General features: G+C 58.7%; 14 protein-coding genes and 4 pseudogenes. 10 read left to right on the top strand and 8 right to left on the bottom strand.

Annotated features, from left to right (window positions below; genetic code table 11):
- Positions 1-286: 286 nt before the first annotated feature.
- Positions 287-1393, top strand: a complete 1107-nt coding sequence (gene tal / locus SBC1_RS36335) for a transaldolase (RefSeq protein ID WP_165989239.1) — start codon at positions 287-289, stop codon at positions 1391-1393.
- Between the two features lie 601 nt (positions 1394-1994).
- On the opposite strand, the gene tkt is transcribed toward tal, so the two are convergent.
- Positions 1995-4070, bottom strand: a complete 2076-nt coding sequence (gene tkt, locus SBC1_RS36330) for a transketolase (RefSeq protein ID WP_165105205.1) — start codon at positions 4068-4070, stop codon at positions 1995-1997.
- Positions 4071-4405: 335 nt separating this feature from the next.
- Between tkt and SBC1_RS36325 the strand changes: the two genes are divergently transcribed.
- From SBC1_RS36325 to SBC1_RS36315, 3 genes are all read left to right on the top strand, one after another.
- Positions 4406-5611: a cyclopropane-fatty-acyl-phospholipid synthase family protein gene (locus tag SBC1_RS36325; RefSeq protein ID WP_165105207.1), complete on the top strand. Its 1206-nt coding sequence runs from the start codon at positions 4406-4408 to the stop codon at positions 5609-5611.
- The gene (locus SBC1_RS36320; protein WP_165105209.1) at positions 5584-5784 is read left to right on the top strand and encodes a hypothetical protein; all 201 of its coding nucleotides are present in this window, start codon (positions 5584-5586) and stop codon (positions 5782-5784) included. The genes SBC1_RS36325 and SBC1_RS36320 overlap by 28 nt, the downstream gene beginning before the upstream one ends.
- A 1239-nt stretch (positions 5785-7023) precedes the next feature.
- Complete coding sequence (locus tag SBC1_RS36315) at positions 7024-8310, top strand: NRAMP family divalent metal transporter (RefSeq protein WP_165105211.1); 1287 nt, start codon at positions 7024-7026, stop codon at positions 8308-8310.
- 540 nt (positions 8311-8850) lie between these two features.
- Here the strand turns inward: SBC1_RS36315 and SBC1_RS36310 are convergent.
- The 3 genes from SBC1_RS36310 to SBC1_RS36300 form a co-directional block, all read right to left on the bottom strand.
- On the bottom strand, positions 8851-9915 hold the full coding sequence (locus tag SBC1_RS36310; protein ID WP_165105213.1) for a glycosyltransferase family 4 protein: 1065 nt from the start codon (positions 9913-9915) through the stop codon (positions 8851-8853).
- A 1286-nt stretch (positions 9916-11201) separates the two neighbouring features.
- Complete coding sequence (locus SBC1_RS36305; protein WP_165989189.1) at positions 11202-12107, bottom strand: PRC-barrel domain-containing protein; 906 nt, start codon at positions 12105-12107, stop codon at positions 11202-11204.
- A gap of 186 nt (positions 12108-12293) precedes the next feature.
- Positions 12294-13100: a PRC-barrel domain-containing protein gene (locus SBC1_RS36300; protein WP_165105217.1), complete on the bottom strand. Its 807-nt coding sequence runs from the start codon at positions 13098-13100 to the stop codon at positions 12294-12296.
- Between the two features lie 801 nt (positions 13101-13901).
- Here SBC1_RS36300 and SBC1_RS36295 point away from each other — a divergent pair.
- Both SBC1_RS36295 and SBC1_RS36290 read left to right on the top strand, forming a co-directional pair.
- Positions 13902-16091, top strand: coding sequence for a glycogen debranching N-terminal domain-containing protein (locus tag SBC1_RS36295; protein ID WP_165105219.1), 2190 nt, complete (start codon positions 13902-13904; stop codon positions 16089-16091).
- A gap of 344 nt (positions 16092-16435) precedes the next feature.
- A pseudogene (locus SBC1_RS36290) lies at positions 16436-16603 on the top strand (transposase); the annotation flags it as partial.
- 1831 nt (positions 16604-18434) lie between these two features.
- Here the strand turns inward: SBC1_RS36290 and SBC1_RS36285 are convergent.
- Complete coding sequence (locus SBC1_RS36285) at positions 18435-18818, bottom strand: hypothetical protein (protein ID WP_241202480.1); 384 nt, start codon at positions 18816-18818, stop codon at positions 18435-18437.
- Between the two features lie 704 nt (positions 18819-19522).
- Between SBC1_RS36285 and SBC1_RS36280 the strand changes: the two are divergent.
- The 3 genes and pseudogenes from SBC1_RS36280 to acs all read left to right on the top strand — a co-directional run.
- Positions 19523-20062: pseudogene (locus tag SBC1_RS36280) on the top strand (IS5 family transposase); the annotation flags it as partial.
- 930 nt (positions 20063-20992) lie between these two features.
- Complete coding sequence (locus tag SBC1_RS36275; protein ID WP_165105221.1) at positions 20993-21571, top strand: acetate uptake transporter family protein; 579 nt, start codon at positions 20993-20995, stop codon at positions 21569-21571.
- Positions 21572-21652: 81 nt separating this feature from the next.
- Positions 21653-23593 carry an acetate--CoA ligase gene (gene acs / locus SBC1_RS36270; protein ID WP_165989187.1) on the top strand — a complete coding sequence of 647 codons (1941 nt, stop codon included), beginning with the start codon at positions 21653-21655 and terminating at the stop codon, positions 23591-23593.
- A 74-nt stretch (positions 23594-23667) separates the two neighbouring features.
- Here acs and SBC1_RS36260 read toward each other — a convergent pair.
- The 3 genes and pseudogenes from SBC1_RS36260 to SBC1_RS40285 all read right to left on the bottom strand — a co-directional run.
- Positions 23668-24708 (bottom strand): annotated as a pseudogene (locus tag SBC1_RS36260) (tellurite resistance/C4-dicarboxylate transporter family protein).
- A gap of 243 nt (positions 24709-24951) precedes the next feature.
- Positions 24952-25263 (bottom strand): high-potential iron-sulfur protein, encoded by a 312-nt coding sequence (locus SBC1_RS36255; protein WP_165105229.1) that lies wholly within the window; start codon positions 25261-25263, stop codon positions 24952-24954.
- A gap of 294 nt (positions 25264-25557) precedes the next feature.
- Positions 25558-25928: pseudogene (locus SBC1_RS40285) on the bottom strand (nitronate monooxygenase); the annotation flags it as partial.
- Between the two features lie 155 nt (positions 25929-26083).
- Here SBC1_RS40285 and SBC1_RS36245 point away from each other — a divergent pair.
- Complete coding sequence (locus SBC1_RS36245) at positions 26084-26269, top strand: hypothetical protein (protein WP_165106515.1); 186 nt, start codon at positions 26084-26086, stop codon at positions 26267-26269.
- Positions 26270-26506 lie beyond the last annotated feature (237 nt).

Here is a 26506-nt window from a genome sequence, read left to right as displayed (position 1 = left end):
GTTGACGGCGTAAGTCGACCGGTGGCGGGGCAGCCGAGAGCTGTCTTCAGTACACGATTGTCAAGGATCTCTTACGGCAAGTATCAACGTCTGCTGATACCGATAGGCTCAAGTTGACATCACACTTGCTGAGATATTCGCGCCAAGGATACTACGCTTGGCTCCGGGATTCTGGCGACCGACTTGCCGGCCGACATAACGATTGAGCGCATCGGCGATCTGGTCGATACTGGTTGGCCACGCTGTTCGGCAAGGTCGCCACGGGCCACGCGCAACAGGAGGCATCATGAAGCCAACCCAGCAACTGCATGATCTCGGCCAAAGCCTTTGGCTCGATAACATCACGCGCGGGATGCTGACGGACGGCACACTGCAGCGCTACATCCGCGAATTTGCGGTGACGGGATTGACCTCCAATCCCACGATTTTTGATAAAGCCATCAAAGACGCAGACTTCTACGACGCTGCCATCCGCCAACAGACCGCTGAGGGAAAGTCTGGCGAGGGGTTGTTTTTCGACCTCGCGATCGAGGATTTGACTCGGGCTGCTGACCTCTTCCGTCCGGTCCACGACAGCACGGGTGGTGTTGACGGTTGGGTGTCACTGGAGGTGTCTCCGTTGCTGGCACACGATACCGTCGGCACGATTGCCGCGGCAGCGAACCTGCATCGAGCCGCGCAGCGCCCCAATCTGTTCATCAAGATTCCGGGTACGCTCGAAGGTGTTCCCGCGATTGAAGAATCGATCTTCAACGGCGTTCCGGTCAACGTCACGCTGTTGTTTTCGCGCGAACAATACCTCGCGGCAGCAGAAGCGTATATGCGCGGCATCGAGCGGCGGATTGCCGCGGGACTCGATCCAATGGTCGGCTCCGTCGCGTCAATCTTCGTCAGCCGCTGGGATGTTGCCGTGAAGGATAAGGTTCCACCGCAGCTACGCAACCGCCTCGGGATCGCCATCGCCAAACGTACCTACAAAGCCTACCGCGAACTGTTGATCTCGCCACGCTGGCGACAATTTGAGGTTGTTGGCGCCCGGTCACAGCGCCTGCTCTGGGCGAGCACCGGTACGAAGGACCCTGACGTCTCCGACGCACTCTATATCGAGTCGCTGGCTGCACCGGACACGATCAACACGATTCCCGACAAGACCTTGCTCGCGTTTGCCGATCACGGTGAACTGGGTGGGGTCTTGCCAGATGATGGCGGTGATGCGGAAGACGTGCTCGCCGAATTCGCCCGGACCGGTGTCGACGATACGGCGCTCGCTGCCCAACTTCAGCGCGAGGGAACCGAATCCTTCGACAAGTCGTGGAACGATCTGATGGACTGCATCGCCTCGAAGAGCACCATGCTGGAGAAGCTTGGTCAAACGCATGCCAGAAAACCGTGATCACGAAGCGAACTGGTTAGATTTAACTGCTTACGGAGCGGCCGGCGTGGAAGGTGCCCGCGGAGCATCATGGGAAGGCGCGCAAGCTACATCTTCAAGCAACGCTTCGCCAGCGATCCCTTGTGGAGACAGTGTGCATGTCCAGAGAAATCTGGCTTGATCACATTTTCTTTACGGTCCACGCGATTGCGGCGGCAGCAGGAGTCATTTAAGCGGTTAAGCCGTTCGCGCGTACGCGGAGACTCACGCGCGCGGCGACTCATGTCTCTGGTCGTCGGTAAAGCGAAGCACCGAATCTGGTCGTCGGTAAAGCGAAGCACCGAATGATGGTCGACTGACGCATCGAAAAAAATACCCCCGAACGCACGGTTTCTCTGGTGCCGGGTGTTGACGTGCGGGCCGAACCTGCTTTGCTCCAGCCTTGAAGGCCTGACAGAAGACCGGCTGCGCCACGACACAAGAGCGAACGACTTTGGGAGTGCCGGTCTTGACGCTACGCCGCCGAGGGCGGGCTCGTATTTCAATTGTCGCTGGAACAATTCAACTCCCTCGGCGTGCATCAAATGTGAGATGAGGTGCCGGCCGAGACTGCGTGCAATGCTCAATCGAGCAGCGCCAAAGCCCGCGCGCAGACGTTCTCGACAGTGAAACCGTACTCGCGCAACATGACATCACCCGGGGCCGAAGCGCCGAAACGTTCGATGCCAAGCACATCGCCGTGATCGCCGACGTAGCGATGCCAGCCTTGCGGAGCGCCGGCTTCGACCGCAAGCCGTGCGCCGATCGATGGCGGAAGCACCGCGTCTCGGTATTGTTGCGGTTGGGCATCAAACAGCGCCCAACTTGGCAACGAGACGATGCGCACAGCGATGTTGCGCGCCAACAATTTCTCTCGTGCGTCCACGATCAGTGCGACTTCCGAGCCTGTGGCGATCAAGATCAATGCCGGTTTGCCGCCTGGCGCGTCGGCCAGGACGTATCCGCCGCGCCGCAAACCGTCGGCCGCGGCAAATTGCGCGCGATCGAGAGTCGGCACGTCTTGGCGCGTCAATATCAGTGCCACTGGTCGATCGCGGGTTTCCAATGCCACGCGCCAGGCCACAGCGGTTTCATTGGCGTCCGCGGGGCGAATGACGTTGAGGCGAGGAATTGCGCGCAGGCAGGCAAGCTGCTCCACGGGCTGATGCGTAGAGCCGTCCTCGCCAAGCGCGATGCTGTCGTGGGTGAACACATAGATCACCGGCAGACCCATCAACGCGGCAAGGCGCATCGGCGGGCGCATGTAGTCTGAAAAGATCAGGAACGTCGCGCCAAACGGGACAGTCCCACCATGGGCGGCCAGACCGTTTAGGATCGCTCCCATGCCATGCTCACGCACCCCGAAGTGCAGATTGCGGCCGGAGCAGCTCCAGCCGCCGCCTTCGGAGCCCTGACGATCGCGGGCACTCACGCCTGGTGGTTCGAAATCTCCGAGTCCTTGCAGCGCGGTGTACGTGGATGGGTCCAGATCCGCTGAGCCGCCGATCAACGCGGGCACACGGGGCGCAACGGTGTTCATCACCTTGCCTGAAGCAATCCGCGTGGCCATGCCTTTCGCGTCGGCGGGAAAAATGGGAATGTCCTCATCCCAACCGGCGGGCAATTCACCGCGTGTCACTTGTTCCAGTTCGAGCGCGAGTTCGGGAAACGCCCGCGCGTACGCGGAGAATCTGGTGTTCCATTCGGCTTCGTCTCGCTGGCCCTTCGCGTTGGCTTCGCAAAAATGATCGCGGGCCGGCGTGGGAATGTAAAACGTCGGCTCGGTTGGCCAGCCGAGATTTTGCTTGGTCAAACGCACTTCTTCCGCCCCGAGAGGCGAACCGTGTGCCTTGTAAGTATCCTGCTTGTTCGGCGAACCGTAGCCGAGATGCGTGCGGATCAAAATAAGCGATGGACGCCTGATTTCGGCGCGAGCGTTGCAGAGCGCTTGTTCGATCGCCGCCAGATCGTTGCCGTCGTCGACTGACTGGGTGTGCCAGCCGTAAGCCTCGAAGCGTCGCGCGCGGTCTTCGGTAAACGTGATGCCGGTGCCGGCGGAGAGCGTGATCCGATTGTCATCGTAGAGGTAGATCAGCTTACCAAGCTGCAAATGACCGGCAAGGGAGGCAGCTTCCGACGCGACGCCTTCCATTAGGTCACCGTCGCTCACGAGCCCGTAGGTGAAGTGATTGACGATATCGAAGCCAGGACGGTTGTAGCGTGCGGCCAGATGCGCCTCGGCCATTGCCATGCCAACCCCGTTGCCGAAACCCTGACCCAGTGGGCCCGTCGTCGTCTCGACGCCGGGCGTGAGACCGCGTTCCGGATGGCCCGGGGTAATACTCCCCCATTGGCGAAACTGCTTGAGCTGTTCGAGCGAGAGATCGTAACCGGTTACATGCAGCAGGCTGTACAGCAGCATCGAGCCGTGCCCTGCGGACAGCACAAAACGATCACGGTCCAGCCACGCCGGGTTCGATGGGTGATGCTTGAGAAAGCGCGTCCACAGCACATAGGCCATGGGTGCGGCACCCAGGGGTAGACCTGGGTGGCCACTGTCAGCCTTCTGTACGGCATCGACCGAAAGAAAACGCAGAGTATTGATGCACAGATCGTCTAGCGCGGAGGCAGACAGTGAAGTTGGGAGCGATTGGCTCATTTGAAAGGTCCTTGGTTTTTGCGGGAGTCCAGGGATCGCGAAGACAACGACCAACGCGAGAGGAGCGACGATCCGTCGCTTCGCTATGTCAGCGGCAGCAAACCCACCAGACTCGAAGCTGTATTCCACTATAGATCACGTTGTGATATACAATTAACTCAGTTGAAACGTTGCAATTTCCGGTCCACCCTGCAACGGAATGCAGGACTTACCAATTGCCCGCATCGACCAGGAATTCGTCCGGACATACGTGCGTCTTTCGCGACACGTTTTGGTATTGGTCGATATCAACGCCCTCGTTCGCGCGATTCATGCGGGTAACCTAGGAGTCACTCATGTTCTGGCAAAATAAACTTGAGTCGTGGCTTGACGATGTAGGCAAACTCGTTCCGGTTCCGGCGCGACTTGTTTTGTGGAATGGGCGGGAATTCAATGTAGGTCATTCAGGCGAGCCCCAGGTCACCCTGAGCATCAAGCAAGCGTCCGCACTGCGACGCTTGCGCCGACCGACGCTAGACGGGCTGGCGCAAGCCTACGTGAACAATGAGATCGACATCGATGGTCGTTTGCCGGATGTCATTGCTGTCGCCTATGCCTTGGCACGAAAGCAAGCCGCCCCTGCGAGTAGCCTCGTGAACTTCAAGCAGTTCCACCATACGAGGAAATCCGATAAGCAGGCGATTCAATTTCACTATGACGTGTCGGATGCATTCTATCGCCTGTGGCTTGGTCGCACGATGGTGTATTCATGCGCGTATTTCGAAAACGGCGCCGAAGATCTCGACACGGCCCAAGAGAAGAAGATAGATCACATTCTTAGAAAGATCGCGTTGCAACCCGGACGAACGCTGCTTGATATCGGATGCGGGTGGGGGACGTTGGTAATACGTGCCGCGGAAAAATTTGGCGCGCGGTGCGTCGGCATTACGCTTTCCGAGAAGCAGTATGCGTTCGCCACTGAGCGAGTAGCGCAGGCAGGCCTTGCGGACCGCGTGGAAATTCGACTCCAGGACTACCGCGATATCGACGGCCAGTTTGATCGCGTCACGAGCGTAGGAATGTTCGAACACGTGGGCCGTGCCAATCTTCCCGCGTACTTCGCCCGAATAGCTGCGTTACTGGCTGACGACGGAATCGCCATGAATCACGGCATTACGTCGACTGACCCCGATATCGCCTGGTCGCCGGCTGTGGATGGCAGCGGGTTCATGGATAAGTACGTCTTTCCAAATGGAGAGCTGTCGCATATCGGCCAAGTACTCGAAGCAATGCAGCGGGGTGGCCTGGAAACGCTCGACGTGGAAAACCTGCGACGACACTATGCGCACACTTTGGCCGCATGGACGGATGCGTTTGAACGAAACACGCCATCGATCAAGGATCTCGCAGGGGAAGAGACGTTCCGAGTCTGGCGCATCTATCTCGCTGGATGCGCCCACGCTTTTCAGCAGGATCGACTCTCGATCTATCAGGTCGTATGTCAGAAAGCCGGACGCCAGGACGATTCGCTCGCATGGTCGCGAAGGTACATGTACGGCTAGGCGCCAGAATCGCCGACGGCATCCCGGGTCTGGCCCGCTGGCCAACGCGAGAGATGGAGGGAGGTACCGGCAATTCGCGTTCGGCGTTACCCATGACCGGCGCACCTATATCCGGACGTGACACCTTGATGCTGGCGCATCTCGTGCCCGATGCGCCGGAAATAACGCACTGATGTGGAGGACGGCAACACTCGGGATCGCAGTTCGCGGCACTGAAGGTGTTCCCGTTGGGCGTCGCGACCAGTGCCGAGATATTTGTACGACATGGCGTCGATGTGCTTGGACGAATGCTTACTCCTAAGAGGCCTCATCGTACTGCTGCCCAGCTCGGTGCGTAAGCCCCGCACGTCGCTGGTTGATAATACAAGTATCGATCGACGACCCCGAGCGGAAATGCAAAGATTCTGGTGCGTTGCGCCGAGTACGATCTAGGCGGCCACATCAATTATCGGGACAAAGAGCTATGGATATCTACTCTAACGAAATGAGTGTGGGCGGGACGTGGTGCTCGCTCCCGCTAGCATTTTGGACCCGCTGGAATACTCGATCGAATCGGCTCGCCCGAAAGGTTCCTCTAGGGAAATCCATCAGGGAGTCGAACCTCTCGCGCATTAGCCTCCTCGTTTCGCCCGCGCGCAGTTTGGCCTGCGCACTATTCGAGGACTATCGTCGAGTCCGCGCCGGCTGCAACCTTTTCATTCCGATCAGCTTAACCTGGTCGGCCAACCGACAGCACGACACCGGTCTCACGTGCCAATCGTAAAACCGACCGAGTTGATTACGACGACCTCGCTTCACCGTGATCGGGAGAGAAGCTTTCGGCGACCATCCTCCGCATGGATCAATGTTGTCCTTGTTGCAGTCGGCCTCGCAACTCCAATTTGCGGGTGTGCGATCACGGGACGCTGTTCCGATGGTGCTTCTCGTTTGCGCCAAACGGACACGCGGCGGCAGACCAGTACCACTTCCAGACAGTGTCTGGAAAAGTACCGCCCGCGTCCAACTCCTGACGAGCTGCGTGAGTGCCAAGAAACCGAACTGCGTGACGACGAACAACCCATTGAACGGCCAACGTGTCAGTGAACGCCGCATGATGTAAATTAAGTCTGCGGCTCTTTTGCCGATAGTAGTCGATCGCTATAAATCCCGCGGCCTCTCTAAGAGACATAGGACTGGGTCTACGATGCGTTGTTGCCGATGGCGAAATTACGATGTGCTGGACGTCGTCGCAGGCGTGACGGGGTTGCGGACGAAGGCCGCTACGTTCCTGGCGCGATTCAACGAGGTGTTTGGGAACCAGAAGCCCTGCCGCACGGGCCGGATGATTGTCCGATAGCGGGTTCGGCCCCATTGCCAAATTCAGCTGGTTCGCTTCTACAATGGGACATCTTCTCAGCCACTTACGAGCGGTCATGGAATATGACGTCGACGCGTCCACGAAGGCGGAAAGCGAAGCCGATGCATGGTTTGCGAAGCTAGGACCAGGGCTTATCACGGGTGCCGCAGACGACGATCCGAGCGGCATTGCAACCTATTCGCAGGCGGGCGCGCAATTCGGCCTCAATCTCCTATGGACGGTCTTGCTAACGTATCCGCTGATGGTGGCCATTCAGGTCGTGAGCGCGAGGATCGGTCGGGTGAGTGGCCATGGTCTCGCGACGAATTTGCGACGCCACTACCCGCGGTGGTTGCTATATGGCACCGTCATTCTCTTGCTCGTTGCAAACACGATCAACATCGCTGCCGATCTGACTGCAATGGGCGCCGCCGTCAATCTGCTCGTCGGTGGACCGACGCGGGTCTATACGGTTGGATTGGGCGTGTTTTCGCTGGTGTTGCAGGTCTTCTTGCCATACGGCGTTTATGTCCGCGTGCTCAAGTGGCTGACCCTGGCGCTGTTCGCGTATGTTGGCGTCGTCTTCGCGGTCGAGATTCCGTGGGCGACCGTGGCCATGCGCACGGTGTTTCCGCACGGGTCGTGGAGCGCAAGCTACATCACGACGGTGGTCGCCGTGTTTGGCACGACCATTAGCCCGTATCTGTTCTTTTGGCAGGCGTCGCAAGAGGTCGAGGAGATGCACGCAAAAGAAGGGCAGCAAGCACTGAAAAAAACGCCGTCGCAGGGCCCTGCAAATTTGAACCGCATACGCCTGGATACGTCGATCGGGATGGCATTTTCCAATCTCATCGCGTTTTTCATTATCCTGACGACCGCGGTCACGCTGCATTCGCACAACATCGTCGATATACAGACTTCTGCCCAGGCCGCTTCCGCGTTGAAACCCATTGCGGGCGAGTTTGCGTTCCTGCTCTTCAGTCTCGGTATCATCGGCACGGGGCTGCTCGCGTTGCCGGTGTTGGCCGGCTCCGCTGCGTACGCGATGGCTGGCACGTTCCGGTGGAAAAACAGCCTCGCGCTGGAACCGCAACTGGCGAAACGGTTTTACGGGATCATCGTGCTCGCGACGGTTGTGGGTCTCGCGCTCGACTTCACGTCGATCGACCCGATCAAGGCATTGTTCTGGAGCGCTGTCATCAACGGCGTCACGTCGGTGCCAATCATGGTGCTGATGATGCTGATGGCGTCGAACGCTAACATTATGGGAAAGTTCGTCATCCCGGTGCCGCTGCGGGTCCTTGGATGGCTCGCGACAGGGGTGATGGCCACCGCCGTGGTCGCGATGTTCGTCTTCATTTGAGTTCGACAAACACTGCCCCGTGTTCCCTATTCGTGGAAACTTTTCGCAGCGCTCACTGCCGCGCATCGCGCCGCTTAGCATTAGCTATTGAGCCACCGACTAGTCCACCGAATTAGTGAAGTGGCGCCGACTTAATGCGGAGGGTCTTGAACAAGCCCCATGAGATCATGCTTCGAGTGATGGTACTGGCGCTAGCCGGCAACTATCATCCACGCGATAACGGTGCGTTGAGCCCCTCTGCGGCGCGGTCTCCTCTTTGAGGGATGACACGCCGAAAGATTGCAGGGGCACTGACGTGTGAGCGGCTCAACAGGTCGGACCGGGAATCGCAAAGCCAGGTAAGCAATTGCAATGAGGCTGATCGCTAGTTCGTTTTCGAGCAACTCATCCTAAGGCTCCGCCGCCTTGGCGCGGCCACGGTGCTTCGTCTCCGGCCCAACCGTTTGCCGCTATTCACGACCGGACAAGTTGCTTGTCACCGACCAGCGGACGTGGATTTCGGCGTCCGGGATTCGTGATCGGAAGGTGTCTCGACGCAGATCACCTTGCGGCGGAACGCCGCAACACCGGGCGTGCTTCCGACTGAAGCAGCCCCGTGTAGATGTCGACGTAATTCTGCGCCATCGTTTTGGCGCCGAACCGGCGTTCGAACTGAGCACGGATTTCCGGGCGCGACAGTTCATCGATGCGTTGGAGTGCGTCCACCGCGTCTTGAACGTTTTCGCAAATGTAACCCGTCACGCCGTGGTCGATCACTTCCGGCACCGAGCCACGGTTGAACGCGATGACGGGCGTGCCGCATGCCATCGCCTCGATCATGACGAGGCCGAAGGGCTCGGACCAGTCGATCGGGAACAGCAGTGCATGCGCACCCGAGAGGAACTCTGGCTTCTGCAGCTCGTTGATTTCGCCGAGGAATTCGACGTTCGCCCGCGACAGCAGCGGCGTGATCGTGTTCTTGAAGTATTCCTCGTCAGCTTTGTCTATCTTGGCGGCAATCTTTAAGGGTAGACCGCTTTGTGCAGCGATCTCGATGGCGAGATCAGGGCGTTTCTCCGAACAGATACGACCGAGGAAGGCGAGATATCTCGGTTCTTTCAGCGTCTGCGGGGTTAGTAGGTTTTCCGGCAGACCGTGATAGATCGTCTTCAGCCAATTCGCCTGCGGTAGCGGAAGGCGCTGCGAATCCGAAATCGAAATGACCGGCACCTTCGAGAACGTACTGAACACCGGTTGCAATTCTGGCAGGTCGAGTCGGCCGTGGAGGGTGGTGACGAACGGCACGCCCAGCTCCGAAAACAGCGAGAATGGTAGGTAGTCGAGGTGGAAGTGCAACACGTCGAATTCGTGGGCGACATGACGCACCTTTTCCAGGAGCAGCATGTGCGGAGCGAGAACGTCGCGGATCGACGGGTCGAGGCGCAACGCACGCGGCCACGCTGCTTCGAGCGTCGCCTTCGTGTGCGAGTCTCCGCTTGCGAACAGGGTCACGTCGTGCCCCTGGTCGACGAGAGTATCGGTGAGATAGGACACGACCCGCTCGGTGCCACCATAGAATTTCGGGGGAACTGCTTCGTGCAGCGGTGCAATCTGTGCGATTCGCATGGTTAGCTCTTTCCGGAAGGTGCAGGCTCCAACTCATGCAGAGTTGAGGTCCCGAATTGGGTATTCGACACTGATACCGTGTACGAAAACCGCAAGGCGGCGGTTCGGCACTCCAGGCTCAGCCACGAGCCGAACAAGTGTTGCGGCGTTCGCCGAGGACCTGCGACAATCTCGACCCGACACCCGCGAGCCGCATTACGCTGTGCTTGACCCGGGGGCGAAGCACAAGAGCGCAGTGATGGTGCTATCGATGGAAAACTGACCATCGTCGCCACTGGTCTGGGAGCCTATCAATCTGAATTCTCGAGATCACCCTTTGTAGGCTTCGTACGATGCGCCTACGGCAAAGATCGCGCCCGATTGCATTGGTGCGCTGTGCGGCCGGAACGGTGCGAAGGTGCCACCCACGCTCGTTGCTGACCACGACTATGGGCTTGTTCTTTTTCGCGCTCCCGTCGCGGTACCGTATTCCTCTCGCTTGCTCCCGCGACCTGTTGGGCCTTCCTCCTTACTTCCTGCACCTTTTACTTCCTGCGCCTTGTCACCCGTGACTTCGCCAACCACTTCGTTGACCCTACTTGACCTTTCTGCCGTTGCACTGATCTGTGCTCATGGTTGCCGCTCTAACATGCGGTTGAGCACCTCGACCAATGATTGAGGTGCAGCAAATGCCGTTCCCAATCTCTCACTGGTTGAACACGCGCACAGAGGGGGCTGAGCTTCCTCGAAGTGCCAGGAACAATATGTAGATCGCATCTATTTCTATAGGGCGGACCCGTGAAGCAGATGCAAAATGCCGAGCAGAAGACGACACCGCCCGAACCCTAAATCCTCGAAGCTGCGCTATGCGAGTTTTGCTGGCCGACGCTCATCGCGACTCGGTGGAAGCACTCGCAGCCTGTTTCGCGCTTGCGAGATTCGATCTGGTGGCTTCGGATGGTGCCGAGGCCACGATTAAGGCTTTGGCTTTGGAATGACACCAGACGTCGGCCGCTCGGACATTGATATGCCAGAGCTCAACGGACACGAGTTGGCTTGCAACCTACGTGCGAATGAACAAACAAGGCACATCGTTTTGATCGCGGTCTGTGCCCGGGCTTCGGCGGCCGAAACGCGACAAGCGACGAACAAATCAACTTGAACCGCTATTAGAGTGTGTCGGCGTCATTTTAGTTTGACACTTTCATTGGCTCCGCTGGTGCGCGCGCCGTCATCGCTATCGAGTCGGGCAATGCGCGATGCTTGGCGCGTCACTTCCGGAGTTATGGGCACGCCATCCGGCGAGGTCACTTCGTCAGGTGCGCCTTCCAGTAATCGTCCACCTTTTTACTCTGCTGACCGAAGTCACCATTCGCTGAGAACTGGTCTTCTCTAACCTGCAGAGCGGCGTCCATGTTGCCCTTGGTCGTGTCGAGCACCAGCAGGTTCGCGCCAGGGGTCGCCTTGAAGGCGTCCCAGGGCACCGGGACGTATTTCTCATCGATGCCGAACACCCCGCCCCGACCGATCACCAGGTAAGCGATCTTGCCCGTCTGCGGACTCAGGACAATATCTTTGACGCTTCCAAGATCGTCGTTTTGCGGGTTGACCACGTCGGTGCCAACCAACTGATCGGACCGGAACGAGGTGTTGCTACCGGTGACCGGTTGGGCGGCGGCGATCTGCTGCCGCTGCCAACCCAGCTCGTCGGCTTTTGGCACATTGCCTTTGCGCAGATCTGCCGCATAGCCTTTGTAGATGTTGTGGGTTGCGGCGAGCAATGCCTCACAGGCCTGCTGCTGGCCGTGCTGCGCAAGGATGTTGGCCGAAGCAATAAGCGTCCGGGCCTCGTAGCCGGGCCGCGCCCGCCAGTAGTCGGCTCCGGCCGCGGCCGGAGTGCCGTTCGTGCCGTTGTTCATGTCACCGGTGGGCAACATTCCGCGCTCGCCGTAACCGTAACCGTACATCGGATAGCCATAGCCGGAGTCGGGTCCGGATCCATGCAACCAGTAGCCGTCCTTTTGCATCTGGCCAGCGAAGGCGCGCAGATCGCCCAGGCATTTCTGCGCAGGCTTCTTGCTGGCGGCCGCATTCGCGTCATGAGTCTGGTTGCGCGCGGCGGCGGTTGCTGTCGGCTGAACCGCGCGCAACGGCGCGGCAAAAGCAAAGCATAGGCACGCTGTGAGCGAGGCGGAAAGAGCTAAGCGTTTCATGGTGTTGTCTCGCTGTTGCGTTTTGAGTCGACTTCGAATGGGTTGCCTGCCGTACCGCGCTCGCAGCAAGCAACGCTGAAAGAAAGCGGGAGCTACTTGATTGAGGACGAGATCGTTTTTGCGTCTGAATGAGGCCTGCTATTTTGCAAGCTCCTTCTCGCGCGAACCTAATATTGCGGCGTCATGTTACGGTTCGTCTGCCCAATAGCCCGGGCGTCGATAATGTTCGTGGATAGCCACTTCCTGCAGCCGATCCAGCTGCGCCGCTGAGTCGTACGGCGGGGCGTCTTTCACTGCTTGCCGTGTCAGGTTGACGGCGACCGTGGCGTCGGACCAGTTCACCTCCTGGATCCATTGCGGCGCGACGAGCACGTTATGGCCGAGCCACCAGTTGCTCGTGTTCACGATCAGATATCGAATGGCCCAGGTTTCGTCATCGACGAGTAGGCCCTGGAGATGGCCGATATTGCCGTCGGTTGCCTGGACGTGATGGCCCGTTACCGCTTTGTAACTGCGCAAGTGGAGATCGTCATCCTGATGCTGCGCTGCCTCAGCGTGTGCAGAAGCTTGCTCCGCTTCCGACTGTATGGCTTGCGGCATCGAAACGTAGCCTGCAAAGCCTGTGGCGATCGTATGCGGGTACGGTCCGTTACCCCAGAGCCCGGTTCCGCCCCAGTAGTACGGATAGCCAAAATGCCCAAGGTAGCGTACTTCGTGCTGTCGCGACACCGGTTTCTGGGTATCAATGTCGGGACTGTTTTTGACCTGCTCTTTCGTGATCGAGACGGGCAGTACCTTGTCCGTCCAGTTCGGCTGGCCGATCGCGATCGGGGAGATCAACACTTTCCGACTCGACAGCGAGGTGCCAGTGTCAACGACGAGATAGCGGATGACCCAGGCTTCATCATCGAAATAAAAATCCTTCACGTGACCAATGAGGCCGTCGGTCGCGCTGACGGCATAGTCCTCCAGATCCTTCATGCTGCGTAACATGGGTCGTTCTCCTTCGAGCGCGTCGGACATCGGGCATCCGGCGAATGGAAAACAGAGTGTGTTCAATCGTCCGAACTCCACAACTATTCGCTCTGACGCTACCCGGGTATTAAAGCGAAAGGAATCCGGAAACCTCGATACCCTGAGTCAGGCATTCTTGATTCCGGACCATGTTTTGACTTCGGCGCGTAGAGCGCATTCGACACGTCGTAGTAATACTTGCTCGCTTTTTATCCGACCTACGGGCGTACCCGAAGGAGCGCGGGACGCGCGCGAGTCTGTCTGCATCAGTCACCGTACTCGCCAGCGCATGGCACATCGCGATGATGGATGCGCGCGTTGCCCTGGGCGTCGGTCTGCGTTCCGATCCGCTTCACCCGGATTGTCTGGATCAGGTTGGAGCGATACGGTAAGGCGGAAGTGGCATTCAAGCAGAGTGACTTTGGGCACATCAAATTGTCGGGATCGTGTTGCTGACAGTCCCACAGCACAACGCGTGCGAAGATATTCGATTGCTCCCGTACCTGCTCGACGCTTCGCACGGGACTGTTTTCACCGAAAATAAGCGCCCTCCCTGCGGTAAAGATGAACACCGGCGAACCACCGCAACGCGGGCGCGGGCCCTGCAGACCCGACCGCGCCTGCCGGACAACGCGACCCGGTAAATACATCACGGTACGATATAGTTGACAGTGACTGGCGTTGCGGGTTTGCCGCTGGTTTCGGATCCCGCACAGGAGCACCGGGTGCCTGGTATGAATGGTGCGGGGGAGTCGGATACAGATACACGAGGAGAAAACCATGTCGCTGGAGATCAAGGTGGGGCCGCCTCAGCTCGCGATCCATCAGGGGCACGCGGTTCTCCTGACCGCATTAGATGGCCAGATCGAGGCGTCGGGCCAGAAGGGTCTGTACTTCTACGACACCCGGGTGATCAGCAGCTGGACGGTGTATGCCAACGGGGAGTCCTGGGATCTGCTCAACGGTGGCACGACCACGTCGTTCACCGCGCGTATCTTTCTGGCCAACCGTGCACTCGTCACCGAAGCCGGCCCCATCGCGCCGCACACGGTCGGGCTTATGCTGAGTCGTCATATCGGCGGCGGTGTGCACGAAGATCTTGATCTGGTCAACTACGGTCGGTCGAAGGTGCGCTTCAATCTCGAAATCGCGGTGCGTAGCGATTTCGCCGACCTCTTCGAAGTCAAGTCCGGTCACTTCGTCCGGCGCGGCCACATCACCACGAAATGGTTCGAGCAGCAGCAGCGTCTCGTTACCGCGTACCGCAACCAGGACTTTTCCCGCGAGGTCGCGATGACGGCGCGTAACAACGGCGCGCCGGCGGTGTACGCAAATGGCCGGCTTACGTTCGACGTCGAACTGGCCCCCGGTGGCCACTGGCATAGCTGTCTCAGCTACGATCTGTCAGACGGCGAGCAAAGCTATCCGGCACCGGACGGGTGTACCAGACAGGACCGCGACACGTCGGAGAACAGCAAGCGGCTCGCAGACTGGCAGTGCGCGGTGCTCAAGCTCGATAGCAGCAACGACGGATTCCGGCGCCTGTTTCGTCAGGCAACCGACGACATGGCAGCACTGCGCCTGCCCGCTCGTGGCGCCGACCACATGCAACTTGTGCCGGCCGCTGGTTTGCCGTGGTTCGTGGCGCTGTTCGGACGTGACAGCTTGATCGCCTCGCTGCAGACTTCGCTCGTCTATTCCGATTTTGCGCGCGGGACGCTGGATGTGCTCGGCGCCCGGCAGGCGACCAAGCGCGACGACTATCGCGATGCCGAGCCCGGTAAAATCATGCACGAGCTCCGCCTGGGAGAGCTGGCAAAGCTCAAACTGGTGCCGCACACGCCGTACTACGGCACAGCGGACGCGACGCCTCTTTATCTCATCACCCTGCATACTGCCTGGTGCTGTACCGGTGACCGCGAACTGCTCAGGCGTCATCTGCCGACCGCCGAGCGATGCCTGGATTGGATCGATCAGTACGGGGACCGTGACGGTGACGGCTTTCAGGAATACGCCACGCGCTCGTCGGCCGGTCTTGAAAACCAGAGCTGGAAGGATTCCGGCGACGCTTTGGTGTATCCCGACGGGACGCTGGTGGAGGGCCCCAAGGCGCTCTGTGAGTTACAGGGCTATGTCTACGATGCGTGGTTGCGGATGGCACAAATCTATGATGCGCTGGGTGACGTCGCTCGCGCAGCGGTTTTGCGCGCGAAAGCCGCTGCGCTCTTCACTCATTTCAATGAAGCGTTTTGGGACGAGGAGACAGGCTTTTACGCGTTTGCACTCGACGGCGAGAAGAAGAAAGTCTTGAGTGTCGCGTCCAATCCCGGCCATTGCCTGTGGTCTGGCATCGTACCGCCTGAACGGGCTGGGCGTGTCGTCGCACGGCTCATGCAGCCGGACATGTGGAGCGGGTGGGGCATTCGCACGCTGTCGGCGAGTCATCCCGCCTACAACCCGTATTCGTACCAGAACGGCGCAGTCTGGCCGCACGACAACGGCCTCATCGCGCAAGGCTTCAGGCGCTATGGCTATGCCAACGAGACGGGCCAGATCGCGCACGACGTATGCGGGGCAGGGAGCTTTTTCATGCTCAATCAGTTACCCGAACTCTATGCAGGCCTGCATCGGGACGCGGCGAATTTTCCCGTTCAGTATCCGGGGGCCAACGTGCCGCAGGCATGGGCCGCAGGATCGGTTTTCTCGTTGCTGCACGCGATTCTCGGGCTCCAGCCGGATGCGCCGCACAAGATGCTCTACGTCGACCCGGTCCTGCCGCCGTGGTTGAGTGATGTGACGCTCAGGGACCTGCATGTCGGCGACCAGACTTTCGATATCTGCTTCCGGGGGACTGGCGGAGCGACACAGTTTGCCGTTCTGAGAGGGGCTCCGGCTTCGGTCGCGCGCCGCGAAATGACTGCATGGGGCGACTCACTGAACCGTAGCGTCGACGAGAGCTCTTGCCCGTAGGTGGCCGCGCGTTCAGCCAGCATGCCGCTGCCGGCTCATTGTCTAAGGCCTTTTGCCACCCCTCAAAGGATGCGAATCAGGCTGGAGACGAGTTGAAGGAGGGTGGACGCGGTCATTAACCGTCGCGGGAGCAGCGCACGGTGAGCGGCGTGCTCTATCCATTGTGTCAAGCGGGGCGCCCGATCGTAAGCTTCATCTGAGCCCCTCCGAAACTCCACGGGAACACACGTGAGTCGCATAGACCGAAAATGCTTTTATGATGGACTCGTAGAAGAGTGCTTGTTCTCTATTCCGCAATCCCGGCCCCACAGTTCCCACGCATATTCGGCGTTGCCGTAGTCCGAAGCGGACTCGGTAAGACGCGGTGGCCAGTCGAGCAATCTATTGTCTGGCTTCACTCGTTTCGGCGCTTGAAGATTTGCTACGGACGCTATGATCATGTCCATGAGGCATTCCTATCTTTAGCTTGCGCATTGATTTGTTGGACGCCTCTGAAATCCCTAATCAACTAATTTAGCAACAGCTTCTAATCTAAGGATACGGGGGTATGGCGCTTGCGTTACTTCCAATGCAGTGCACGATGCACCGGTCAAGACGTGGCGATCATCGGCGTGGCTGATCGCAATGTCGTGGTTGCAGGTGCGCCGGTAGAACACCCGAATGCTTTCAAAGATGGTCGAGCCTGCATCAGCTCACCCTGGGTCACGTGAGGAGCTCGCTCGTCCCCTCGGAATGCGTCTCGCGAGCGTATTGAAAACGCTTTGAAATCATCCGATAACGTGGAACGTGGGGTTCCCGGGCAAAATCCACGCGCGAAGGTAGCCCAAAGCCGGTAGGGCAAGCAGTGAGGAGGCCATTCAAGCGGCGCCGCACCGAATGGCTATCGCAAGTCTAATTCGCAAGCGGTCACGACGATAGCCATCGGCCGGGAGGACTGTAAGAACCACGGTCCGCGCACGTCGCTGGACGGACCCTGCCGAACGTCTCGACCGGGTCGCGCACGCAGCGCTCTGGCTCGGCTCGACAGCCAGTGAGCCACCGGCGCACGAAACCGTCATCGGCGCGACCAACGCTCTCTGAGCGCGTCGCGCGAAAGTCGGCGGCGAACTTACCGCCGGCCGATTGAACTGGACAATGACATCCCACCTCGAACGGTCAGTGACCGCGATGCCGTCAAGTGCTCAACGCGAAATCGAGAGTTATACATCACTGTGTGATATATAATGAAGATGAGTCAATCGCCCATCATTGGCAAAGCTGGTGCTGATTCAGCCGTAGAGCAGGAATTCCTCACAGCGTTGTCGCAATGTAGGACGAGCTTGTTGAAGATCTCACGCCTCGCCATTTCGTTGAAGGTCGATCTGGTCGTCATCGGGCATCACGGCATGGCCTCTTCGCGCGCTGGTGGACGGGAGAAAACCATGCGCTACTGCTTGAGCGCGTGTCGTTTGGTGTCTGTTCGAAGTTTCCGGTTGTGAGCCGCGCAAGGTTTTGAGCCGGGGGGGCGATGAACGAGTATTCATACGAAGACTACAAGCGCTGCCAGATCTACGCATGTGCGCAGCGATCCGGTGGCCGACGAAGGGTCTGGAGCTCGTGCGGTCTATCAGCGGGTGACCGTCATCGAGTGGCAAGACGACACCTGCGCACATTGAAAGCTACTGTGTGACCCGAAACGAAGGGTTTTTCAGCGTTCAGGAGATGCCTTGAGAATTGCCATCGCGATGGCGACGATATGTCGACATCACGTCTTTGCCGCTTGATTGGACGGATGCCCGAGGATCTCATCAGATTCGCCGGCCATTGTCTGATGGCAAAGTGGAGCAATTGTGGAATGACATGACGGAATCGGTGACGAAAGGTGATCGCCGTGAATATCGAATTTTACTGGGTGCTGTTCTTTCTCGCGTTCTACTGGTTGTGGGCTTGTGCCTCGATCTGAACGGAAGCGTTGAGTGGACTGTTCACGCATAATCAAAATCGGGTAGATCGCCGGTGCGGGAGGCCGCTTCGAGAGATGTTTGGCGATGGTTGTGAAGGAACGCCATGCAATGGACGTGAGAGATCCTGACTCCGTCTATCAAGGATCAGAAAGATGGGTTTGAAGATCAGCTGCGGCAGAAGTGCCGCAGGTTGATCATCGTATAGGCCAGGGTTCTAAATGTGCAACTCGCTGAGGCGATCGAACCAAAGCAGCAAGCGTCCGAACTTGTCTTCCTAACCGAACAGCCGCTCGATCGTATTGAATCGCTCTTCGAAGATCGCGGGGTCGAAGAGCGGTTTGCGGCCTCGCTTTGGTGTTTTGCGACCACGGGAGTTTGGATTGATGTTGGGAATCATCCCCTAATTGAAAATGGCCTTGCGGTTAAGGCAGCAGTCATAGACGCCATCCAGACTGACAATGCGTCCGTGAAGGTCGAAGCCAACCGCCTTGGCAGTCCGCCTCAACTTTGGAAGGGCTTCGCGAAGCAGTGGGGATTTATGGCGATTGCCCGGGCCCGAAACAACCGGCGCGATCACATTGCAGTTGCGGTCGCAGAAGGCGACGACCTTGTCGCCCTTCACTTTCTTGTGCCCGCTGAAACCAATGTTGTCGCCGCCCTTTTTCGCTGCCGTCGTCGGGCCATCGCCGTGGATGACCGTGATATCGAGGAGGTTTTTCTGATGAAGCATCAACACCGAGCCTGTAAAAAAGGAACCGGATGCGCAACGGACATTGACGGACACGACGCTGGATGCGTCGTCGCCGCGAATCGCCGAGTTAGGATAACGCGACCTTGCTGCTACACTCGTTAGAGTTGCCGCTATGGTTTTGAAATAGGGCGTCTGTCACGGAATCCCAACTCAAATGCATTCGCTTTGTTTCCGGAAAACGGATGCGGTCAGCAACCTTGCCTCTGAGAACGTCCGCGTGGCGAATCGACAAGCACTCGCGAATACGGATGAGATAGCTCAATTGTCGACAGATCACTTGTGCAACACGTCTTAACAATTTTGCCGTTGAGCATGAACGCTATGCGATCGCACAGGTGCACTACAACACCGAGATCCTGCGAGAGAAGTGAACTTCTCATTTCGACGCAGGTCGGCAAGCAGATTTAGGATTTCGGCCTGGTTGCCGCCGAACAAGGCGTGGAGATTACGCGATTCCCGCCATGCTCGGCTGGCTGAAGCAATGCGGCCAATCTGTTCATCTCAATCCTCTTCAAAAACGCCAGCGAACGCGAAAGTGCCCGATGATCCTTCATCATTGATGCCGGGTCGCGGTGCGGTTCGCGTCGTTTTCGCTCCTTTCCGATGCAATGTAACGGCGGTTCGACTTTCACGCAAGCGCAGGGCGTTGTTGCATATATGCGGCGATCCAACGGTCTGGGCGGCGCCCCTGCTAACTCTTTGAGCAACTGCGTAGATTCGCGATATTTGGCGGGAAGATGCGCAAAGATGAACGCAAGAGTCGTGAGCCCAAAGGGGTTTATCGAGTCAGGAATTGGTCAGAGTACAACGCAGGGCTGATTGCGCGAGGCAGCTTGACCATGTAGATCGACGAGAGCGCATTCATGAATGGGAGCGAAGCGAGAGCTGTTAAGCGCGGCAGACCGTAGGTCTACTCGGACGCAGTGATTCAGGCCGTGCTAACGCTTAAGCACGTTGATCATTTGACGCTTCGAGCCTCTCAGGGTTTTGTGCAAAGTCTTCGTGAACTCGCGTTTGCGGACCTGCCTGTGCCCAGCTATACGATGCTAAGCCGCCGTGCCCAGGAACTACAGGTGACGTTGCCCGAGATGTCGAGCGGCGACCCGATTCATCCGGTTGTCGATAGTACGGGCGGGAAGCTCTACGGCGAAGGCGAATGGAAGGTGCGCAAGCACGGCTACTCGAAGCGGCGGACCTGGCGTAAGGTCCATCTCGGGCTGGACGTGAAGACGGGCCAGATACCCGCGGCGCTGACGACTCATCAAGACGTAGACGACGCTAGCGGTGTTAGTTAGTTATGCTAGCGCCCCCGGAGATCTACGAAAAATGAGGCCGTCAGCGAATAATCGCGGCTTTCAGGCGCTGCGGTAGCGGCAAATTCGAAGGCCGATAGGTAATCGCTCATTGATGCGCCAGCATGGACTGCTCTCGGTCGCAGGGTCGAAACGTATGCGTCGTGCCCCGAGTCAATCGATTGGTTCAGTGCTAATCTGAAGGTCGGGATTTTCCCCAGTCTCGGGAGAGCGTGATGCCATCTGACGCTACCGCAAATCCTGCCGCGCCACCGGCGACGCGAGATAAGCCGCTCCCTGCTTCGGCGCCGCAGACCAAACCGCCAGGTCCAGACACAGATAAAGACGAGCCGGCACCACATCAGCGCCCGCGAGTCCGGTCAGACGACAACTGACTTTCCCTACTTGGGTGGCGCTAGCCAGTTCCTGCTCCACGCGGCCGACCTAAATGGAGCGCTGGTACGCGATTTACTCGCCCGTGCTCTGCAAATACTCGTCACGGAACTTAGCGACGAACGATCCCGGCCTTCGACAGGCCCGAAGTGCACTGTGGCGCTTGCGCGACCGACGCTAGACGGGCTGGCGCAAGCCTACGAGCCAGTAAATCCGGCCCGCGACACTCGCATGAGTAAGCCATCGGAATTTATATCATGACGTGATATAAAGACTATAATGAACATGGGATTCCTAGCTGTTACTGCAGGAAGCAACACGAGGCGCAACGGCGCCGTAGTTGTGCCCGGCTCGCGGGGGATTTCCGATGAATAACAGGAATCAGCCTGCGGACGGGGCTGTCGAAGCAGACGTCCGTGTCGTGATCACGCGCGCGGCTGAGTACATCGGCGACTGGGGTGCTCATAGCGGCGCAGATGGCTCGACTATGGCAATCGGAAGCAATGACCACGGAGACAAATCATGGGTGGCAAATTTTCCAATCCGGCGCCCCTCGGACTCGCCGGGTTTGCATTCACAACGTGGATGCTCAGCATGGTCAACGCAGGCTGGTTCAATTCCGATGCATTGGGCCTGGTGCTGGCACTGGCGTTCGCTTTCGGCGGCACGGCGCAGATGATCGCTGGCGTGCTCGAATTTCCGCGCGGCAATACGCTCGGGATGGTGGCATTCCTCAGTTATGGCGCGTTCTGGTGGTCCTTCGCCCTGTTTGTCGCGTTCCTGGGCACGAAGGTGCCTGAAGCGTTCGTGGGCTGGTACCTGCTGGTGTGGGGCGTGTTTACGTTTTATATGTGGATTGGCTCCATGCACACCAGTACGTCCGTGCAGGTCGTCTTCCTTGCCCTCTGGATCACCTATCTGCTTCTGGCGATCGGAGCGTGGACGGGGTCCGTTCTCGCCACGCATCTGGGCGGTTATACGGGCCTGATTACGGCCTTGCTGGCGTTCTACGCGTCGGCGGCGATGGTGATCAATGAAAGCTTCGGGCGTATCGTGCTGCCGACACACCCCTACGTAGAACCACATCCACAAGCAGCGTAGCGGTTGGGCGCCGGCGGGGCAGCGTGCCGAAGGGCGCCTCCGCCGCCGGCATGGCAGCGCAACGTCCTCAAGGAGGAAGCCATGTCTGAGCATCAAACCTTTCCTGTGCCAGCGGACTGGGCCAAGCATGCATGGGCCGATAAGGCTCGCTACGAGGAGATGTATCGGCGTTCGGCAGAAGATCCGGAGGGCTTTTGGGGCGAGCAAGGCAAACGTCTCGACTGGATCAGGCCGTATACACGCGTGAAAGACGTTTCATTTGCCAGCGATGACCTGCACGTCCGATGGTTCTACGACGGCACGCTGAACGCTTGCAGCAATTGTCTCGATCGCCATTTGCAGACGCGCGGCGATCAGGCGGCCATCATCTGGGAAGGCGACGATCCCACCGTCAGCCGGACCCTTACCTACTGCGAACTTCATACGGAAGTCTGCAAGTTCTCCAATGTGCTGAAAGCGCTTGGCGTCAAGCGCGGCGACCGTGTGACCATCTACATGCCGATGATCCCCGAGGCGGCTGTTGCGATGCTCGCGTGCGCGCGCATCGGTGCAATTCACTCCGTGGTGTTCGGCGGTTTCTCTCCCGAGGCGCTCGCAGGCCGCCTCACGGGCTGTGCTTCCAACATTCTCATCACGGCCGACGAGGGCGTGCGAGGCGGTCGCGCGATATCGATGAAGGAGAATGCCGATGCGGCGATGGAAAAATGCCCCGGAGTCGAAACGTGCGTTGTGGTCAAGCGTACGGGAGGCAAGGTCGGATGGCGCGAAGGCCGCGATCATTGGTACGCGGATCTGATGAATCAGAGCTCCGCAGACTGCCCGCCAGAAGAAATGAATGCAGAGGATCCGTTGTATATCCTTTACACCTCGGGCTCGACGGGCAAACCCAAAGGGGTCGTACACACCACGGGCGGCTATCTGACGTACGTCGCCCTGACGCACCAGTACGTCTTCGACTATCACGATGGTGACGTCTACTGGTGCACTGCCGACGTTGGCTGGGTGACGGGACACAGCTATATCGTCTACGGTCCCCTCGCCAACGGCGCGACCACGGTGATGTTCGAGGGTGTACCGAACTATCCGGACAGTTCACGGTTCTGGCAGGTGTGCGACAAGCATCAGGTGCAAATCGTCTACACCGCGCCAACCGCGATCCGCGCCCTGGTGCGCGACGGAGACGGGCCGGTCAGGAAGACCTCGCGCAAGTCGCTGCGTTTGCTGGGCACGGTAGGCGAACCGATCAATCCAGCAGCGTGGTTATGGTATTACGAAGTCGTCGGCGAGAAGCGGTGCCCCGTGGTCGACACCTGGTGGCAAACGGAAACCGGCGGCATTCTGATTGCGCCGCTGCCGGGCGCCATGACGCTCAAACCCGGAGCGGCCACGCGGCCTTTCTTCGCCGTACGGCCCGCGCTCATCGGCGAGAAGGGCGAGGTGATCCAGGGGGCGGGTGCAGGCAGCCTGTGCATGCTCGATTCCTGGCCCGGACAGATGCGTTACGTGTATGGCGAACCGGATCGCATGCGACAGCAGTACTTCAGCCAGTTCGAAGGCAAGTACTACACCGGGGACGGTTGCTATCGCGACGCGGACGGCGACTACTGGATCACCGGACGGATCGACGACGTCGTCAACGTCTCGGGGCATCGGCTTGGTACCGCCGAAGTGGAAAGCGCATTGGTCATGCATCCCGATGTTGCCGAGGCGGCAGTGGTCGGCTACCCACATGCGCTCAAAGGCCAGGGCATCTACGCCTATGTGACGCTCAAGGTCGGAGTCGAACCGTCCGACGTGTTGCGCGAGGCGCTGGTGGCACTGGTGCGCAAGGAAATTGGCCCGATCGCCAGCCCTGACTTCATTCAGTGGGCACCCGTCCTGCCGAAGACCCGCTCAGGCAAGATCATGCGTCGCATCCTGCGGAAGATCGCTGATGGCGATTACGACAATCTGGGCGATGTCTCTACGTTGGCAGATCCGCGCGTCGTCAAGGAGCTGATCGATCATCGGATAGCGCATTGAAGCGGAGAAAAGCAACGAAAGCCTCGGACGCACAGGGCGGCTCGATTGACCGTGAGGGACCTGATACGGGTCCGTCATTTTCCTTTGACCGATCTGAGCGCCGAGCGCAGCAGTCCGATAGAGGCCAGAATCCACGTCGCGGAGGCGATCAGAACGGTGATGCGGGCCACGTTGGCGAGAAAGGGAACGTGGCCCGCATCGGCGCAAGTGTAGGTGGCGGCAGAGTACATGCCCAGTGGAAATACGACGGACCATTCGCCAGCCGTGTAGTGTATTGGATCGCCAATGATGGCGTGTTTCTCGATGAAGAGAGCCGCGAGCAGAGGAATCCAGAACGTCGCCATGACCCAGCACGCGGTAGTCAGGACCTACAGCACGAATTGGCCGTCGCCCGGCCAACCCGCCAAGCTGCGGCCGGCCAGAATGAGACGGCTGCCGGCGAACGTAGTAATGACCATCGCTCGCATGTTAATCCACCAAGGCTCCGTGAGGTCCGCGGTCGCCAAGGGCACGAAGCACCATCGATAGAAAATCAGCGTGATCAGCATCATGTACAGGCTGCCGCCGAGCAGCCACGCCGCGAGGGCCAGCAGATCGAGTGGCGTGGAAGCGCCGTAGATCGATGCGACGGCCGCCGCGAGGACCGCAATGGACTCGGTGGCGACGACCAGCAGCAGCCACGTTCCGTTGAGCCCGGTGCGCAGACCAGGCTTCCTTTGCCCAATGGTCATTGCAGCGAGGAACCTATACGTGACGACGTGCCAGAGTCCGGCCGCGAGACCCAGCAGCCACGGCAAAGCTTGTGGCAGGACATGATATATCGACAGTTGGCTGCCGAGCACCGCGGTCGCTGCGACGAGAGTGAGAAAACCTGGCCAGCGGCCGTGATCGACGATATCGGTATGCACCGCGCGCGGATAGCGCACAAGGCGGCAAAGCGTAATGACAAGCAGGGCGGGATAGGCCAAGGCATTGGTGCCGAGCAGGAACCATCCAACGATGTCGTAGCTAAGGAGATGCGCCGCGATCGAGACAATGCCTGTCGCCATAACCATCGCGAAGGCCGTTGGTGGAAATGCCTGCAGCCAGGATTGACCTGGATTCAAGGTCGACATTCATTGCTGCCTGACGCCTACCCGCGCCTCGACTCTGCGCTGGTATTCGCTATGGTCCGGGGCCGAGTTGACCCCAGCCCAAACAGGAGAAAAAACATCCAGACATCGCTCGGGCCGCAGCGACGCCTGATGGACCTCGACAGGACATCGACACGCACTGCCGCGGGGGTACCGTTTCGTTCGACACGGGTTACTCATGCAGCAACATGCGACTCCATGTGACTGAGCATTAGCGCGCGGGATTCAGGCCTTTTTCACGTAAGCGCTACACCATCCCTTCGCATAAACCAGCTTGCCGCCGTAGGTTGGGCAGGGGCCCGTTTCCGAGCCGGGCTTGCCCTGATACAACTGGCAATTGGCGCAGGTCTGCCCAGCCTGATACTGGGCGAACTTTGCCTTGTCCACTTTGGCCGCATCCATCTTGTAGCCAAGTGCCTGTGCGGTCGGATCGTTCTCGGCGAGCAACGGGGCGTCGGCTCGCGCCTCAGTGGAAAGAACCGTCGTCGATGCGACGGATGCGGCAAGTATCATGAAATGCCGGCGGGAGAGTGGCATGGCAGGGACTCCTGTAGAAAATGGAGCCGACGGATGCGAGGCGTGCCGCGCTTTGTCCGGTCACGTTGACTGGATCCTGTCGGTCCATGAAAGACCGGTCAGCATACGCCATACCCACCGATTGGATAGCCGGATTGTTGGCGCTTCGCGTGCCTCGAAATCAGCATGTTTTACGATTTCGTTGAGCATCGGTGGATAGCACCGATGCTCAACTTATTATATGACAATGCGATACATATATCTGCACGTGGTGCTGGCGAATTGCTTCGCTTGCACAGTCTGTCAGCTGACGGGGCCAGCGCTGAGAAGGGTCGCGGCGTCGGTTGCGATGCGATGAAATCTCTCGGCCGCGCCGGTGACGGAATCGATTCGAGCATCGCCAGTTCCAGCGTACAGCGCCATGGCTTCAAAATCGCCGTCATCGAACGCAGCGGCGAGTCGGTGCTGAACAGATAGATTGGGTGGCCTTCCCCGTCTCCGATCACGGTCTTTTCCGATCCAAACGGATCACCTCTTTCGCCGCGCGTGACGCTGTTGTGACATACGCGGACCCGCGCACCTCTCGCCCAGTTGATATGAAAAATGTCCGTCAGAACAGTGTCACCTTCGACGGCATCGACGATACGCTGCTTGTAATACGCATGGGCACAAAATTCGTGCGTGGATCTTGCATCTGTATATCATGACATGATATAAAAATAACGTAACGACAGTGAAACTCAAGCCTGCAACTGCCAATGGTGTGACAGTTGGAACGAGGCAATGGATGGACTTTCCGCACATTGGACGTGCAGATCGAGGCCGTAGTGAAGGAGGCAACGTGATTATCAACAATGATTTCGAAATCGGGTATCTGGTGATCGTCTTTGCATTGCTCGGAGTTATTCTGCTTGGCGGTCTGCTCAGTGCATTACATCTCGACCGGTGGCATCCGAAAATGCTTGGCGCAGCGATGGGCGCACTCTTGGGCATCGCATTGATCGAAGCTGTTCCGCTGATCACATAGAGACCACTTGAGAGTCACACGGATCGACGCTGGACGGTCGGCGTGATCAAAATCACCGAAGGGGGCGCGGAACTGATTGGACTGCCGACTGTGCTCTCGCGAGGAAACGACCATGCCACCGTTTATTCGGATCTGCTGTGTTACGGCGCAAGGCCGGAAGGTGGGACTGCGTTACGCTGCGGTGCGTTACTCGCGAAGCAACCAGACGCCGAGAACCGCCTACTTCCGATTCTCGAC

The sequence above is a fragment of the Caballeronia sp. SBC1 genome (assembly GCF_011493005.1).
In the GTDB taxonomy this organism is placed as follows: Bacteria; Pseudomonadota; Gammaproteobacteria; order Burkholderiales; family Burkholderiaceae; genus Caballeronia.
This window is presented reverse-complemented; position numbering and strand designations above follow the sequence as displayed.

Excerpts from the sequence above, each read along its gene's own strand:
- SBC1_RS36310 (WP_165105213.1), bottom strand. The coding sequence starts at position 9,915 with ATGCGAATCGCACAGATTGCACCGCTGCACGAAGCAGTTCCCCCGAAA.
- SBC1_RS36325 (WP_165105207.1), top strand. The coding sequence starts at position 4,406 with ATGTTCTGGCAAAATAAACTTGAGTCGTGGCTTGACGATGTAGGCAAA.
- SBC1_RS36320 (WP_165105209.1), top strand. The coding sequence starts at position 5,584 with ATGGTCGCGAAGGTACATGTACGGCTAGGCGCCAGAATCGCCGACGGC.
- SBC1_RS36275 (WP_165105221.1), top strand. The coding sequence starts at position 20,993 with ATGGGTGGCAAATTTTCCAATCCGGCGCCCCTCGGACTCGCCGGGTTT.
- acs (WP_165989187.1), top strand. The coding sequence starts at position 21,653 with ATGTCTGAGCATCAAACCTTTCCTGTGCCAGCGGACTGGGCCAAGCAT.
- tkt (WP_165105205.1), bottom strand. The coding sequence starts at position 4,070 with ATGAGCCAATCGCTCCCAACTTCACTGTCTGCCTCCGCGCTAGACGAT.
- SBC1_RS36255 (WP_165105229.1), bottom strand. The coding sequence starts at position 25,263 with ATGCCACTCTCCCGCCGGCATTTCATGATACTTGCCGCATCCGTCGCA.
- SBC1_RS36315 (WP_165105211.1), top strand. The coding sequence starts at position 7,024 with ATGGAATATGACGTCGACGCGTCCACGAAGGCGGAAAGCGAAGCCGAT.
- SBC1_RS36300 (WP_165105217.1), bottom strand. The coding sequence starts at position 13,100 with ATGTTACGCAGCATGAAGGATCTGGAGGACTATGCCGTCAGCGCGACC.
- SBC1_RS36295 (WP_165105219.1), top strand. The coding sequence starts at position 13,902 with ATGTCGCTGGAGATCAAGGTGGGGCCGCCTCAGCTCGCGATCCATCAG.
- SBC1_RS36305 (WP_165989189.1), bottom strand. The coding sequence starts at position 12,107 with ATGAAACGCTTAGCTCTTTCCGCCTCGCTCACAGCGTGCCTATGCTTT.
- tal (WP_165989239.1), top strand. The coding sequence starts at position 287 with ATGAAGCCAACCCAGCAACTGCATGATCTCGGCCAAAGCCTTTGGCTC.